This is a genomic window from Ruegeria sp. HKCCD9138, assembly GCF_057220975.1.
In genome coordinates this window covers 1-14,507 of sequence record NZ_JBWVAZ010000021.1, presented here as the reverse complement: position 1 = coordinate 14,507, position 14,507 = coordinate 1, and the positions used below count along the sequence as shown (strand labels likewise).

Here is a 14,507-nt window from a genome sequence, read left to right as displayed (position 1 = left end):
CGAAAGCAGCCTCATCCAGCGTGTTGAGATACGCGCGGACCGCGCGGGGCGCATCGGCCGGATCGATACTCGTCGCGTCCCAATCTTCCTTCGGTGTTGAATTCTGTTTGTTGGCATCCGCCTCGATCAGGCTGGCATCGACCGCCATGCGCTGCCCGCTCACCAGACCTTCCGCGATGCAACGGGCGACGGTCCTTTCGAACAGATGACGCAGAAGCTCACTCTCCCGGAAACGCCCGTGTCGGTTCTTGGAAAACGTGGAATGATCCGGGATACGGTCGGTCAGATCGAGACGGCAGAACCAACGGTAGGCGAGGTTTAGGTGCACCTCTTCGCACAGCCGTCGCTCAGAGCGGATGCCGAAGCAATAGCCGACCAGCAGCATCCGGATCAGCAGTTCCGGATCGATCGAAGGGCGTCCTGTGTGGCTGTAGAAATCTGCAAAGTACGAGCGGATGCTGTCCAGATCAACAAAACGATCAATCGACCGCAGCAGGTGACCTTGGGGAACGTGGTTCTCCAATGAGAACTCATAGAACAGCGACGATTGCGCTTCCTGCCTCGGTCCCATCATGGCTGATCCCCCCCTGCACTACAGGAATTGAATCAGCAGTTCAGCACTCGATCAAGGAAGAGTTTTTCAACAAAATAGACGGGCCAAAATGCAGCGATGACGGTTCCTAGTCAACGGCGGCTTTGGGCCGTCCTTGCGTGAGGTATTGGTACTTTTGGCTGAGATGCTGCATTCGCCCTAGCGGCCGCGGAGAGTCCAAAGCAGACAGTTTCGGATTCATAGTAACTTCTTTCGACCGGGAACCATCATTTTAACGCGGTCGATCGGTTTTTCGTTTCCCCCGCGCTCGGCCAGTCAGTCGCGCCGGTTGTTGGATCATACTTGTGTTTGTGCAAATAATTGCCGCATGCGTTGGTGATAAATCCGGCCATTTTAAGCGAGATCGAAGCATGGGAAGTCGTTTAGCAGTTATCATCGTAGCGGACATTGTCGGGTACTCCGGAATGATGGCCCGCGACGAAGCAACGGGCATAGCTGCCGTCAGAGAGATCAATGACACCAAATTGGTTCCGATCTGCAATCGACACGCGGGTGAAATCCTCAAGCGTTTGGGCGACGGTTGGATCCTTGCGTTCGGGTCGATCACGATGGCTCTGGACTGTGCAACTGAACTCCAGACTGAACTGGCCAAACATCCAATGATAAAGCTACGTATCGGCGGCCATTTGGGCGAAATTACCGAGGATGAAGACGAATTTTATGGTGCCGGAATCAACCTTGCGGCCCGGCTCGAGGCTGAGGCACCGCCGGGCGGCATCATGATTTCGCAAGACCTTTTTCGGCAGCTGACCGGCAGTCTGGCAGCGGAATTTGAAAGCGCGGGATCACTCGAGCTCAAGAATATTCCCGGCCCGATCGAAGGCTTCTACTGGTCACCTAAGAAAAAGGTCACACCAGAAGAGGACAAGCGACCCGTCATCGTTGTTGAGAAGATAGAGTTCGGCCCGAATGACGAAGACACCAAGGCAGCCGCGCTGGAGTTGCGCGATCAGCTCTTGATGAACCTGTCCAAACGCACCGGAATCCGGGTTGTTGACGCCCTCACAGCGATGACGCTTAACCCCTCATATTATCTTCGCGGCAGACTGCGAATGGCAGCGGGCCAAGCGCGGCTCAATGTAACTCTGGTGATGTCTGAAACCGGCGAGCCTGCGTTCTCGCAGAATTATCAGGGTGCAACAGCCGACATCTTTGCGTTCTTTGACCAGACAATCACGCAAGTGAACGCGGATATCCGTAACCACTTGAACAATTTTGACGCTGAGCGCGTGAAACATGTGCCAATCGAAGAAATGGGCATATCCGACCTCTTGGCGCGCGTCGCGAGTACCGGTCAGTCTGGAAAATACCAAGAGTGGATAGAGGCCAGGAAATATTTTGATCGGGCACTTGAACTGAGCCCGGACCATCCGATGGTTCAAGGGATGTCGTCCATGGGTGAGATCCTGTTCGCTCGCGCGAAATTCCAGGACATTGGACAAGAAACAGCTGACCAGCTGGAAAACGACGTCAACCGCGCCTTGGTATCGATGCCTAAGAGCGATTACCTGTTTGCGGTTCGGGGTATGTGCTTTTTGTTCGGCAAACGGGACATTGAAAGTGCAAAGCGCGATTGCCTGCACGCCCTGAAACTCAACCCCACCTACTATTTCGGTCGATTGATCCTCTCAATGGTCGAGATGGCGGAAGCGAAATTCGACGATGCGCTTGCGACATTGGAACAGGCAGAGGGATCGGCGACAGAGATGTCGTACGAACCAATGCGGCAGGTCAATCTTGCGTTCTGCCTGTATTGTTCCGGCGACTACCAGGGCTGCGCCAATGCCCTGGAAACCGCAATCCAACTTCAGCCCGGCTTTTGGACGCTCCATCGGTTCAAGGCAATCGTTCTAAGAAAACTCGGTAATTCAGACGCTGCCAACGCAAGCGATGCCGTTGCCGACGCGTTGCCAAAAGAACCGACAATGTTCTTTCTCAAGCCATCCCTGCCACCAGACTACTGCGACCTACTGGATGCGCTCGCTCCAACAGAAGATTTCTAGCTGTGGGACATGAGGTGACCAGCAGTAGCCGCATTGACAGAAGCGACCCAAACCGGACCCAATGTCATTTTGGCAAAGTCCGCTGTTCAGACCTCGATCATTACCAAAATTGAGCAAGTGCAGTGAATGACCGCTAAGCGGGCTGCGTCCGCAGCATTCGAGACCATGGTTGAGTGACCGGTATGGGCCACTACAGTCCAAACTCCATCGCGCCAAGGAATCCTTCAAACCCATCTGTACGCTCCGCTTCCTTGTAGGCTTCATTCAGCACGAAGAGCGCAGCTTTCATCAACTGGGTGTCGCGGTGGTTGTCGTGCTTTTTGTCACCATGAAACAAGTTATTTCGAGCGGTTTTGATGCTTTGGAAGAGGCTTGCTGTATCGTGTGGTACAACAGGGTTTCTTGACCAGTCCACGCCACCATCGTTGGTCGTGACGAGGTGATCTGGAGGTGCCTCGAAGTATATTTTCGCTTGGTCGGACCCCACCATTTTTTGAAAGAATTCTTGCGGTAGGCGCTGAGCAAAAGTGTGCCAAGCGGGGTCCGGGTAAGCCTCCCGGCGAAATCCGCCTTTCTTCATTGCGTACTCGAACCGGCTAAATACGGCCAAGAGATCGTATCCTGCTTCAGCCAGCCTAGGCCGATAGTATTCTTCAAGCTTCACCCTATGCCTCATTGACTTGATGCGGGAGTGTACAAGGTCACCCTTGTGAAATTGCGGTTTTTCTTGACTGCAGGCAATGTCTGCTATCGTGTTTACGGCGCAGCACATTTCAGAGGAATGGAAGGCAGCTCTGGACCGTGCGCACCGATGAATGTCGGTCCGCCCCACTGTGATGCCGCATTTGCGCCGGGGTCAGCTTCGAGCCGATATTGTTGAAAAACTCGAAAATCTGGGAGGCCCCGATATTCTGCGAACGGGCACTAAATCCGAAAAGTTCATTGCTGATACCGATGACTGGCGTTTCGGGGCCCACTGGTGGACAGTGCCAGATTTTGGCCGACCCCTCAGCTGAAAACTCCCGTCGGCCTTGTCCGGCCAATTTCTGACTCGAGTTTACGCAAATTGGGAGTTTTCCAACAAAATCAGCCCATCCTTGACGAATGCTGCGTCGACCAACGTCTGCTTGGCTAATAGAGGTATAACGTCTGGCGCAACGCTTTTTGATTGTCAGCTGAGATGTTTAATACCGAGCTGCGTTTCATCAGCCGCATAAGGAAAAATTAGGTGTTGGTATTTCTTGCCCATGCGATTGAACAACTTGACCTTGCTGCTGAGCATATTTCAAAGGGTGATCCGAACAACGCACGATTTGGGCTCATGTTGACAGACAATGTTCTGGAGCTTGTGTTACATCAAATGGCAAAGGACGAACAGCGTGAGCGAACTAACTTCTTGAATCGCGAGAAGACCTACGCCGACGAGTCGGACTTGAGAGCCGCACTTGGCAGGCATTTTGATGCCAAAGTCTCATTTTTCAGATCACACAACAAACTGAGTGCCGAAGAAGCAGAAAGTATCACAATCTGCCATAGCTATCGTAACGAGGTCTACCATATCGGCTTGCACCATCAGGACATCCTGCCTGCTCTTGCGCGTTTCTACTTCTATTTGGTTTGCGGTGTTCTTGGCCGCTATAAAACCAATACGATGAGCTATAGCCCTTCTATGGTGTTGCCAGAGCGAGCCCAGAAACACCTAGGATCAAAACCAATAGGTTTTCATGTATTTGACGAGTACCAAAGTGGTTGCCTGACGCTCCAAGAAGGCATCTCATTCGAAGCCTGCAATCTGGTTTCGTCACTGGCGGATCATATGACCGAAATCATAGAACAGCAGGACATTGGCGTTGGGATGATCGCCACGGCTGGACCGAGACAGATGACACGTGATGAAGCTATCGTTGAAAGCCAAGCTTGGCGGTTGGCGTTCAAGGAAGAAGGTAAGAAGTTTGCGACGGGAAAATGGTCCGGTGGCAGCGTGCTTGATTTTGTCAACTGGATTGGCGCAAACTACCCCTTCAAAAACAGGCGTGATCCTATTCCATCATGGCAAAAGCGCGAGCAATCTTTGCGCTTGGAAAAGAACCCGCACAAGGCGCTCAAGAAATACAAAGACTTCATGTCGCAAACTGAAAATATCCGGGATGTCATCGAAGAAAGCCACTTGCAGGTCGAGATGTACATTGATGAACAGATCGACAGAATGCGCGGCAAGTAATTCGGAGCAGCGACAACCCAAAACCCGTTTAACATCAGCGGCCAACTTTGGCGGCAAAAAAAATTAAGAGCTGACATCAAGATCGAATTGTCTAAGGTCAGCTTCGTCCCGCGCTTTAGACCTTCGACAGTCTGTTCGTTTTGCGAGTGCGGCGAACGACAGCTAAGACGCACCGCAGCGCAGCGTCGTGAACATCAATCGAAGGACCGGTTTGGGCCGACGTTATTTGTGTGACACGCTTTGCCAATACCCTGATCTTTTTGCCCTAACCCAACGGCAACTATCGAAGGTTCGCGAGACTTTTCGCGGGATCATTACGAACCAATATTTGACTTATCAGTCCTTGTGTCGCGAACCTTTAATCCTGCACCGATCAAAGGACAGACAATGCAGATCGCAATTCTAAGTACAGATAAGCTTCCGAAGTTCCTCGGAGATCGTCACCCGATGGAGGACTCTCTGTTCGCTGAGGATGACGTGCTTATAGCGGAACTTTCCCGCATTGGCGTATCGGCCAAGCGAATAAGTTGGAGAGCTCCAGACGTAGATTGGACCAGCTTCGAGGCAGTAGTGATCAGAAGCTCGTGGGACTACATTGACAGCCCCAGGTCATTCTTCGCGACCCTCAAACAAATTGAGAAGCTGGGAACCCGCATCTTAAATCCGGTCGAAACAGTGGGTTGGAACTTAGACAAGCGATATCTCGAAGATCTCGCAAAGTTGGGTTTGCCAGTTGTTCCAACGTGTTTCCTGAGACGCGATTCCGACACCAAGATTCCGCTGAGCTGGTTTTCGGGAGAAGGTAAGGTGGTTCTCAAGCCGACCGTAGGGGTAGGAGGATACGGAGTCAGAACACTCAAGACACCAACAGAATTGACGGAACAGTTGTCCAGTTATGATGGAATAGGCTCGCTCATGGCGCAACCGTTCCTGCCGTCGGTTATTAGTGAAGGTGAATGGTCATTCATATTTGGTGCTGGCGAATTGCTTTACAGCGTACTCAAAAAGCCAGCGGAGGGAGATTACCGTGTTCAGGTCATGTACGGCGCGACTACAACAGAAAAATCACCTAGCAAAGAGGACCGCGAAACCGCAAGACATATTGCGAGGAATCTACCAGTGACCGCATTCGTGATGCGCATAGATATGGCGAGGATGGAGGATGGGACACTTGCCCTCATGGAGGTCGAGCTGATCGAGCCACAATTGTATCTATTCGATGTACCTGAAGCTGCAAGAAAACTTGCTTGGGCCATCAAACGGTCTTTGGAGGCATACTGAAGACGACTTGAGGTTGCGAAGGTGTAGACGCTCCCGCTGGCCTCGATGTGCCGTTTTGGGTTTGCAAACGACCTGAATAGAGGCGTCTGTGGAATGGATTAGCATAATTGGCCTGGCGGCTTGGACCTGCGACTTGCCCATTCTCATCGTTGTAACGCTGCGCAGTGGCGCCAAGGTCCGGAATGACGGGCCGCCCGCGGCATAGCCCAATGCCTGGCAACGGCAGCTTTGGGCTGTTCAACCCGTAGCTCAAGTTAAAGACATTTGCCACGGCTGGGCCACTGCTGAAGTGATATGCATGGTCATTGAAACCGCAGCGCATGGGTGCCTAAAAAAGCGTTCACGCTTTACGAAAAAACTGAATTCACGCAGAATTACACTGTGAAATATGCATTCGATCAATACGTTCTGGACGCAAGCCGGCTGCAATTGACACGGGAAGACGTTCCCGTTGCTACCGAGCCGCAAGTGTTTGCGCTGCTTCGGCATCTTATCGAAAATCGCGAACGCGTTGTCTCGAAAGACGAGATTTTTTCGGTTATCTGGAAAGACCGGATCGTTTCGGATGCTGCTCTTAGCAGTCGGGTCAAAGCGGTAAGGGCTGCAATTGGAGATAATGGCGCGCGGCAGGTCTTAGTACGAACTGTGCACGGACACGGTTTCCAATTTGTTGGCGCGGTCGAGGAAACGCATGACAAGACCGGCTCTGCAGCAGTTTTGTCGCAACCCTCCATTGCCATCATGGCAACCAAAATGGTGCATCCAACAGATGCTCAAAGGGCCTTTGGTGAAGGGTTAGAGGACGATATTAGCGCAGCCATTGGTCGGGTGGGAACGATTTATGTTGCGCGGTATTCTGGTAAGGACGAAGCAAAGCAAGCAGCCGAGGAATTGGGCGTCCGGTACGTGCTTGGGCTCAAGTTGCGGTTTGCAGGTAGTGCATTTCGCCTAAACGCGTCTTTGTTGCATGCCGGGCGGCAAGCGGAGGTCTGGGCAGATCGTTTTGAAGGGCAGCTTGAAGATCCTTTTGAGGCGCAAGATCTTGTTGTTGCGGCCATTCTGGGCCGCCTCGTCCCGAATATCATGATGGTTGAAGTGCAACGCGCCTTGGCTGAGGCTGACTTGACGGATGCATATCATGAACTCCTGCGTGCAACACCGCTTTGCATGCGGATGGACGCGGATGACAATCGGCAGGCCGTGGTACATTTGCGACGTGCATTGGTGTCAGACCCCGAACATGCCTTATCCCGTGCCATGCTGGCATGGTGCCTTGGGCAACAGGCGATGTCCGATTGGGCTCCGGACGGCCCAGCTGCGCTTGCAGAGGCGATGGTACATGGCAAAAGCGCGCTTGACCTTGCCCCACGCGATGCTTTGGTTCTGACTTTCGTAGCGACCGCCGAGGTGGCTGCAGGGCAACATGTGGCAGCGCGCCATCATCTCGAGACGGCTCTGGAGCTGGATCCCAGCCTGGCCTGGGCGTGGGCCATGTTGGGAGCAGTGGAAACCTTTGCGGGCAACATGAACGAAGCGTTGGCAAACTACGAAAGAGCTTTGCGCCTGAGCCCGCATGACCCGATGCGATTTAGCTACTATTTTGGCATCGGCGCAGCTCGATACGGATTGGGTGAATATGAAGATGCTCTACCGCTGCTTGAGCAGGGCTATATTGAGGCGCCTGGCTCCACTTGGGCGCCACGCCTGATCTTGGCCTGTGCTGCCGAACTTGGTCTGACCGACAGGATGCAGGCCATGGCTGAAAAAGTCCGTAGCGTGAGGCCGGATGCCACTGCCGAAAAGCTTGTAGCAGCAAGTGTCGTGAAAGATCAGGCATACCGTGATCGCATGCTCAGTTCATTTCGCAAGGCAGGTTTTTGAAAACTCAGATCCCGCACCTATGGCTCAAGCGACCTTTCTGTTTGGTTGGTAGTGTTTCAGGCGCGCAATTTGCGTATCGCCAAATCCACGCAAAGAAACTGTCTCGGCCTCACTGAGCTTGAAATCGTCGATCAGTTCGTCGCGTATTGAGTCGCATATCGTGATCTCCATGGGGTTTGATTGAGCTTGCAAACGCGCGGCCATGTTCACGGCAGGGCCAAAGACATCATAGACGTATTTCTGAACACCGACCACTGAGCCTACGACAGAGCCGCTGGCGATGCCGATGCGAGCACGCCATGTGTGTGGGTGCGTTTGATTGCGTCTCTCCAGAAAGCGTATCATTTTAGCTGCAACCCGCGTGGCCGAAAGCGCGTGATCTGGCGTGGAATGCGGTAATCCAGTCACTGCCATGTAGCAGTCTCCGATGGTTTTTATACGCTCGCTGCCGTAAAGTTCGCCAATCTGATCGAATGCGGTGAAAATAGAGTTTAGTTCAGAAACGGTTACGTTAGGGTCGCCCGCTGCGGCCATCTTAGTAAAACCCACAAAGTCTAGCATGATGACCGTCACCGGCTCGAACAACCGTGGCGTGACACATCCGAATGTCATGAACTCCTCATAAACCGATTTTGGCATCATGTTCAAAAGCAGTTTTTCGACCCGCCTGTTTTCTCGCTCCAACTGGCGGGTGCGCTTGTCAACCATGGCCGCATAGCTGTCGATCATGGCTTCGGTCTCGCGCAGGCGCGAGATGTTATGACCTTCGATGACAATCAACGTGTTGCCCTCGTGTTCTGCTTCATGGGCACTGAGTTCAACGACCAAAGTACGATGTTTGACCTTCGTGCGAACCTCCGCCGGCTCCCTGTCTGGCAGGTCTTTCAATGTGAATGACGTATCCAAATTCAAAACTTGACCCAGTGCCGCGTCACTGAACCATGTCTCAAACGTTTGGTTCAGCGAAACGATGACGCCGGTGTCAGCGTCAACGATGCAGATTCCAACATTTATGGAACCAAGTAGCCTTGCACTAATTTCTTGGATTTGCATGGAATTACCTAACAATCAGCGAACGGCGCGCTTCAACAGCGCGCAGTGTTTTGGAAAGATCGTCTGGAGCAAAGCCCGCTTCGGTCAGCGTCTCGCTCAAAAGCGCGATAACTTCATCGAATTGAACGTTTGTTATGGTCATGTGAAGATGTGCACTCACCAGTCGTTGATCTGTGTATTTTGCGGGTCCTCCCAATATCGACGCGAAGAACTTCATCTGGTGATCAATCAGTTTGGCCATGTCGACATCGTCGAAGAAAGGGCCCACAATATCGCTGTCCAGCATGCGATCGTAGAAATTGATGATCACCGAATGCAAAGCACGCATGCCGCCATATTTGTCAAAAAGCGGGAGTGATCTTTGGTGTTCGGTACGCCCTAGCATGGAATGTCTCCTGAGAATGACTGCCCGGCGAAATCCCGCCGGGCTGTTGGTTTTTCAGGCTCGATGAATGATGATCTCGGCGTATTCCGCCGGAACAATCATAGCTTGAGTATCGGTCGAGTAATTCCGCGCAACTGCGATCAGGTCCGCTGCGAGTTGCGGTGCACGCTCGCCGACGGCGTCAAATGCTTTGTGCATTGGGCCGTAAATATCACGCCACCGTTCCACCCAATGTTGCGGTGAACGTTCACGGAAGGTGAAATGGCGTTTCGTGATTTTGATCTTTTGAGCTTGGGCCCCAAAGAGCTCTTGCAACCGCGACTCGGTTCCCCATTCCAACGGAGAACGAACGCCCGCAACCGGTGGCACATGCCGTCCGATGGTCCGAAACACTTCGCCTATGAAGCTTTCCGGCGTCCAGTTAGCAAGACCGATGGTGCCTCCGCTGCGGCAGACGCGCAGCATTTCATCGGCACCCGCCTGTTGATTGGCCGTAAACATGACGCCGAATGTAGATGTGACATGATCAAAAGACGCCGTTTCAAAAGGCAGATCTTCTGCATCGGCTTCTCGAAAAGCAACTGCTAGATGCTCGGCTTCGGCGCGGGCGGCACCAGCGCGCAACAAGCTTGCAACATAGTCCGTAGAAACGACATCGCAGTGTCTCCGTGCTGCAGCCAGGGTTGCATTGCCATTTCCGGCGGCAACGTCCAGAACGCGGGCGTCGGGTCGCAAATCCATCGCTTCTGCAAGGGTTTCACCAACGATTTGTAAGGTCGTGCCTACGGCGGCGTAATCACCTGACGACCATGTAGCGTGTTGCTTTGATTTAACCGCGGCCAGATCTGGTGCGGTGGCAAGTGAGGCGGCTGTATTCATTGTCTGTCTCCATTGATTTCGCATTCAATGGAACAACTCTTGCCAATAGTCGGGATTTGAAACTTGTAGAAGACCTGTAGAATGTCTGATGTTTTCTGCAGGTTTGTCGATTTCTAGTTGTTTCGATTGAGATCGGTGGGCTCCTCGACGTACGTGGCGCCCTGTCAAGTTAAGTTCGACGATTGCCGCTGACAAATGTCCAGTATGCGGGTGCGGCTGCAATATACGGATTGAGTGTTCAATGTCTGGAGTGGGCCGCGTGCTCAAACGGTTTGAGGATGAACAAGCTCCGTTGCTGCGCTATCACCGGGCTTTGTCGCAAACTTTTGGCTAGGAGGTCTTCGTGTTAATGGCGTCTCGGATTTTGATCGAGGTAGACAGTGACAATTTCATTCAAAGGCGCTCATTTCCCTAGGGACGTGATACTACACGCAGTGTTTTTCTATCTTCGTTATTCAGTGTCCTACCGGGATCTGGAAGAAATTCTGGCTGAGCGACGCGTTTCGGTTGATCACGCGACGCTGAACCGTTGGATCGTCAAATACGCACCTCTGGTCGCCGACCGGGCGCGTCGTAAGAAGCGTTGCTGCGATCGATCCTGGCGAATGGACGAAACCTACGTGCGCGTCAAAGGCGAATGGGTCTACTTGTACCGCGCTGTCGACAAACACGGTAAGACCCTTGATTTCATGCTGTCCAAACGGCGGAACAAAGCTGCGGCAACGAAGTTTTTCGCACGTGCGCTTGAGGTAAACGGGCTCCCAAGAAAGATCGTGATAGACAAAAGCGGCGCTAACACGGCGGGTATCAAGGCGATCAACAAGATGCTGAAAGGCTTTGGTTGCCCGATCCCAATCGAGATGGTGAGGCGGAAATTCCTAAACAACGTAATTGAACAAGACCACCGATTTATCAAACGCCGGATCCGACCAATGCTCGGCTTCAAATCGTTCGAATCTGCTTCCGCTACGCTTGAAGGAATTGAAGTTGCGCAGATGATCCGAAAGGGTCAGTTCGGACTCGGAATCTGCCCGTTCAAGCAGTTTGCGGAACTAGCCATCTAAACACAGCAACGTCTGGTGAGCATTCAGACTTCAGAAATGAATGCGACAAAGCCACGTCGGGTACACAGAACTTGGCGTGTATAGCGGCGGCAAAATTCGTGGAGCGCCAACAGCTAGCCTGGACCGTATGGCGGAAGAGGGCATGAAGTTTCTGTCCTTCTATTCGGAGGTCGAATGCTCGCCGTCGCGTGGCGCGGTTCTGACCGGGCGTCATCCCATCCGAAACGGCGTCTATAACATCACGCTACCGGGCGAGAGCGGAACTGGTTTGCATAGTGATGAGGTGACAATCGCCGAGTTGCTGTCGGACGCGGGTTACTACACTGGTTTTTTCGGCAAGTGGCATCTGGGCGACGACGACGGCAACCATCCGACAGAACAAGGTTTCGACGAGGCGGAATGGTCGGAAGGAAATCCTCCTTGGTGGGTTAACAACAAGAACGCTTCCAAAGATGACGATATTGGCGGATTCACACAGCGCGCTTTGATGCACTCGCCCGGCCCTGAGGGATTTCCCTATGACACCGGCGGCGTCATGCGGGCAAAGAAAGGCGAGGAGCCGGAACCTGTCTATGAATACTCAATGGAAAGGTACAATACTTACGACACGGAGGTCGCGGATAACGTCATCGAGTTCATCACGCGCCGCGCCAACACGGATCAGCCGTTCTTTGTGAACTTCTGGGGCAAGGGTAATCATTTCTGGGGCGCTCACCCGGATTTTCGCGACACACCTGCTGAAACCAATACCGCAGCTCAAATGGTGGAACATGACTACAATGTCGGGCGCGTTCTGAAAACGCTGGTCGATCTTGGGATCGCAGAGAACACCTTGGTGGTTTGGAGTTCGGACAATGGACCCATGTACACGGTGCACCCGCACGGCGGTTACTCCTTACTCCAAGGAGGCAAGGGGGAAACGCGGGAAGGCGGCATCCGCGTGCCGGCGATCGCGTGGTGGCCCGGCATGATCGAGCCGGGGCAAGACCCGCTCGACATCGTCCAGATCACGGACTTCTTTACCACATGGGCAAGCATCGGTGGCGTGCTCTCGGAGGTGCCCGGCGACCGGGTGATCGACGGTGTCGACCAATCTGGTTTGTTCCTGCTTGGAGAGGGCAACGGGCGTCGCGACTATGTCTTCCACTACAATCGCCAAAACTTGGAGGCGGTGCGCAAGGATCAGGTCAAACTGAACCTGAAGCCGAGGAATCCCGACTTTCATTTCTACGAGGTTTTCAATTTGTATCATGATCCCGCCGAGCGGTTCCCAAATGAGGCGCAAAACGGAATTTGGGCGGGCCCGGGCATCACCAAGATGATTCAGGAACACATGCTGCTGATCGAAGATTATCCGCATCGGTCAGTGAGCAGTTTCTACCGTGATTTTGACACGTCCTTCGATCCCGAACCGACGCCGCAGTATACGCCACAAAAGACAGTGGACTGGTAAGTTTCGTTTAAGAGAAGCTTGGAGCCATTGCAAATGGCTCCATCAACAAAATGTCTGCTTGGTTTGCACTTGAGACCTTGGTCACTATCGAATTCGAGCAGTCGCGGCGAATGGCAGCAATGCGGGTGCGAGTGCAGCATTGTCCGCCCGTGATTAATGTCGGCTCTGGGCCGTCCTCGAAAACTTCGGCACGACCAAAATCGCCAATGTTGCAAGTGTTCCGGCTGCAGTAGTGAGCCCCAAGACGGTCGTTCGATGCGCTGACATTGCTGCATCCATAATCAGAGTTCGGGCAAAACGCCGCGAAAGCGGGCGCAGAGCCCAGAGAAGGCATTTTCAGCAGTTTTTTGTGCCTTCCGTTGAGGCCGAAAAGAATGTGAGGCCGAGCCAACGGAAGAGTTAGTTGCCTTCGAACTCTTCTGTAAACTCATCAAGAGATAGAACAGGAATCACAGTGTTAACGTTCAAGTCGGTCCAATCGTGCAAGAGTTTTCCCAGTGCTGCCGCATTTTCAGCTTCAACTATCGTCCAGCCTTCCAGTTGGTTAACTGCAAACCACATACCAAGAATCTTAGTCCCGGGCACATCAACCGCCCCTTCCTTTTCTTTCAAACGCTTGTAGTTAGCATCTCGGTTCTCTGGGCTAATTTTCACATGAACCATGAACTGCATTTAGGTCTCCTCAAAAACTAAGTTTGCTTTTCAATCCTACTCATACGTTAGGTGACATGGTGGGTTTGACAAAACTCTAAAATCAGCGGTCACGCTTCGCGCAGCAAGGCAGCTTTGTCAGCAAAAACACCGTTGGTCGTATCGGGGCGGGCCGCAATCCCGACAGAATTCGACGGACGACCGCTCTTGAGCCATTGTTGCTTAAACGCGGTTAGGTCGTGCAACCAACTCCCTTATTGCTCGCCAACGCAGATAGACATCATCCAAATAGACCAAACACCGTCGATGAGTTAAAAAACACATGGACTACTTTTTTAGTGTCACACTCAGCAAATAAAGGATTTCCCTTAAGCAACTTGAAGGAAACAAGGAGCCGAGAAATGACCAGCGCTGATATTGAAACGTTACATCACAAACTAAGTATAAATGACCTAAACTCGCGATACGCTTTTTCTTTTGACAACGGGGATGCCGCTACTTTCGCCGATTGTTTTTCTCCGGAAGGTGTCCTGTGCTACCGGGGAGATGAGATTTCGGGCCGTGATAAGCTAATGCAACATGCGAATGCGCATAAGGTTTTACCAACACGTCACTGTTTGACTTGGCCTCTGTATGAGTTTTCTACAGACGGAATGTCCTGTTCAGGAAAGACTGCAGTTTTCGTTACGCTTGCCACGCACAAAGGTTATCGAATCTTCTTTTCAGGTCACTTTGAAGACGAGTTGGCCAACATTTCGGGCCGCTGGTATTTTACGCGTCGAGAAGCCGTGGATTTGGCCTTGCCGGGGTCGCCAGATGTTAAAGTTGGCGCTGCCGATCCACTTGTTTCGTCAGAATTGGACCTAATCTATCGCTCTTTTGAAGGGCTGGGTAACTCGAAATGAGATTATAAGAAGAGTTGTCAGAAAACGGAGACTTGTCACTATCCAGCTTTGGCATCTACCGATTGTGAGCCTCCCCAACTGAACTGGTCCACCGTTATGTTTAGGAAACGGAGGACCA

The 14,507-nt window shown here is 52.5% G+C and carries 13 protein-coding genes; 7 read left to right on the top strand and 6 right to left on the bottom strand.

Annotation, left to right across the window (positions count from 1 at the left end; translation table 11 throughout):
* Positions 1–574 (bottom strand): transposase (locus AC2TEL_RS21445; RefSeq protein WP_480906857.1); only part of this gene is annotated, 574 nt, incomplete at its 3' end.
* Positions 575–903: 329 nt separating this feature from the next.
* On the opposite strand from AC2TEL_RS21445, the gene AC2TEL_RS21440 reads away from it, so the two are divergent.
* Positions 904–2,616, top strand: a complete 1,713-nt coding sequence (locus tag AC2TEL_RS21440) for an adenylate/guanylate cyclase domain-containing protein (protein WP_480906854.1) — start codon at positions 904–906, stop codon at positions 2,614–2,616.
* A gap of 190 nt (positions 2,617–2,806) precedes the next feature.
* On the opposite strand, the gene AC2TEL_RS21435 is transcribed toward AC2TEL_RS21440, so the two are convergent.
* Positions 2,807–3,280 (bottom strand): hypothetical protein, encoded by a 474-nt coding sequence (locus AC2TEL_RS21435; protein WP_480844643.1) that lies wholly within the window; start codon positions 3,278–3,280, stop codon positions 2,807–2,809.
* Between the two features lie 564 nt (positions 3,281–3,844).
* On the opposite strand from AC2TEL_RS21435, the gene AC2TEL_RS21430 reads away from it, so the two are divergent.
* The 3 genes from AC2TEL_RS21430 to AC2TEL_RS21420 all read left to right on the top strand — a co-directional run bounded on the left by AC2TEL_RS21430 (position 3,845) and on the right by AC2TEL_RS21420 (position 7,999).
* Positions 3,845–4,837, top strand: a complete 993-nt coding sequence (locus AC2TEL_RS21430; protein ID WP_480844642.1) for a hypothetical protein — start codon at positions 3,845–3,847, stop codon at positions 4,835–4,837.
* Between the two features lie 387 nt (positions 4,838–5,224).
* The gene (locus AC2TEL_RS21425) at positions 5,225–6,118 is read left to right on the top strand and encodes an ATP-grasp domain-containing protein (RefSeq protein WP_480906851.1); all 894 of its coding nucleotides are present in this window, start codon (positions 5,225–5,227) and stop codon (positions 6,116–6,118) included.
* Between the two features lie 381 nt (positions 6,119–6,499).
* The gene (locus AC2TEL_RS21420) at positions 6,500–7,999 is read left to right on the top strand and encodes a winged helix-turn-helix domain-containing tetratricopeptide repeat protein (protein WP_480844640.1); all 1,500 of its coding nucleotides are present in this window, start codon (positions 6,500–6,502) and stop codon (positions 7,997–7,999) included.
* A 24-nt stretch (positions 8,000–8,023) separates the two neighbouring features.
* Here AC2TEL_RS21420 and AC2TEL_RS21415 read toward each other — a convergent pair whose 3' ends face one another.
* The 3 genes from AC2TEL_RS21415 to AC2TEL_RS21405 are packed head-to-tail and all read right to left on the bottom strand — an operon-like array spanning position 8,024 to position 10,316.
* Positions 8,024–9,052 carry an adenylate/guanylate cyclase domain-containing protein gene (locus AC2TEL_RS21415; RefSeq protein WP_480906849.1) on the bottom strand — a complete coding sequence of 343 codons (1,029 nt, stop codon included), beginning with the start codon at positions 9,050–9,052 and terminating at the stop codon, positions 8,024–8,026.
* A 4-nt stretch (positions 9,053–9,056) separates the two neighbouring features.
* Positions 9,057–9,437, bottom strand: coding sequence for a group I truncated hemoglobin (locus AC2TEL_RS21410; protein WP_480844638.1), 381 nt, complete (start codon positions 9,435–9,437; stop codon positions 9,057–9,059).
* Between the two features lie 54 nt (positions 9,438–9,491).
* On the bottom strand, positions 9,492–10,316 hold the full coding sequence (locus AC2TEL_RS21405; protein WP_480844637.1) for a class I SAM-dependent methyltransferase: 825 nt from the start codon (positions 10,314–10,316) through the stop codon (positions 9,492–9,494).
* 380 nt (positions 10,317–10,696) lie between these two features.
* Here AC2TEL_RS21405 and AC2TEL_RS21400 point away from each other — a divergent pair, with 380 nt between their 5' ends.
* The gene (locus AC2TEL_RS21400) at positions 10,697–11,380 is read left to right on the top strand and encodes an IS6 family transposase (protein WP_480906847.1); all 684 of its coding nucleotides are present in this window, start codon (positions 10,697–10,699) and stop codon (positions 11,378–11,380) included.
* Between the two features lie 40 nt (positions 11,381–11,420).
* On the top strand, positions 11,421–12,833 hold the full coding sequence (locus AC2TEL_RS21395; RefSeq protein WP_480906844.1) for a sulfatase-like hydrolase/transferase: 1,413 nt from the start codon (positions 11,421–11,423) through the stop codon (positions 12,831–12,833).
* A 399-nt stretch (positions 12,834–13,232) separates the two neighbouring features.
* On the opposite strand, the gene AC2TEL_RS21390 is transcribed toward AC2TEL_RS21395, so the two are convergent.
* Positions 13,233–13,505: a DUF3303 domain-containing protein gene (locus tag AC2TEL_RS21390; protein WP_480843020.1), complete on the bottom strand. Its 273-nt coding sequence runs from the start codon at positions 13,503–13,505 to the stop codon at positions 13,233–13,235.
* 380 nt (positions 13,506–13,885) lie between these two features.
* Here AC2TEL_RS21390 and AC2TEL_RS21385 point away from each other — a divergent pair, with 380 nt between their 5' ends.
* Positions 13,886–14,389 (top strand): nuclear transport factor 2 family protein, encoded by a 504-nt coding sequence (locus tag AC2TEL_RS21385; protein ID WP_480843019.1) that lies wholly within the window; start codon positions 13,886–13,888, stop codon positions 14,387–14,389.
* The last annotated feature ends 118 nt before the right edge of the window (positions 14,390–14,507 follow it).

What these genes read in the sequence shown, in the direction of transcription:
- AC2TEL_RS21425 (WP_480906851.1), top strand. Translation starts at nt 5,225, where the DNA reads ATGCAGATCGCAATTCTAAGTACAGATAAGCTTCCGAAGTTCCTCGGA.
- AC2TEL_RS21415 (WP_480906849.1), bottom strand. Translation starts at nt 9,052, where the DNA reads ATGCAAATCCAAGAAATTAGTGCAAGGCTACTTGGTTCCATAAATGTT.
- AC2TEL_RS21410 (WP_480844638.1), bottom strand. Translation starts at nt 9,437, where the DNA reads ATGCTAGGGCGTACCGAACACCAAAGATCACTCCCGCTTTTTGACAAA.
- AC2TEL_RS21405 (WP_480844637.1), bottom strand. Translation starts at nt 10,316, where the DNA reads ATGAATACAGCCGCCTCACTTGCCACCGCACCAGATCTGGCCGCGGTT.
- AC2TEL_RS21395 (WP_480906844.1), top strand. Translation starts at nt 11,421, where the DNA reads ATGCGACAAAGCCACGTCGGGTACACAGAACTTGGCGTGTATAGCGGC.
- AC2TEL_RS21390 (WP_480843020.1), bottom strand. Translation starts at nt 13,505, where the DNA reads ATGCAGTTCATGGTTCATGTGAAAATTAGCCCAGAGAACCGAGATGCT.
- AC2TEL_RS21385 (WP_480843019.1), top strand. Translation starts at nt 13,886, where the DNA reads ATGACCAGCGCTGATATTGAAACGTTACATCACAAACTAAGTATAAAT.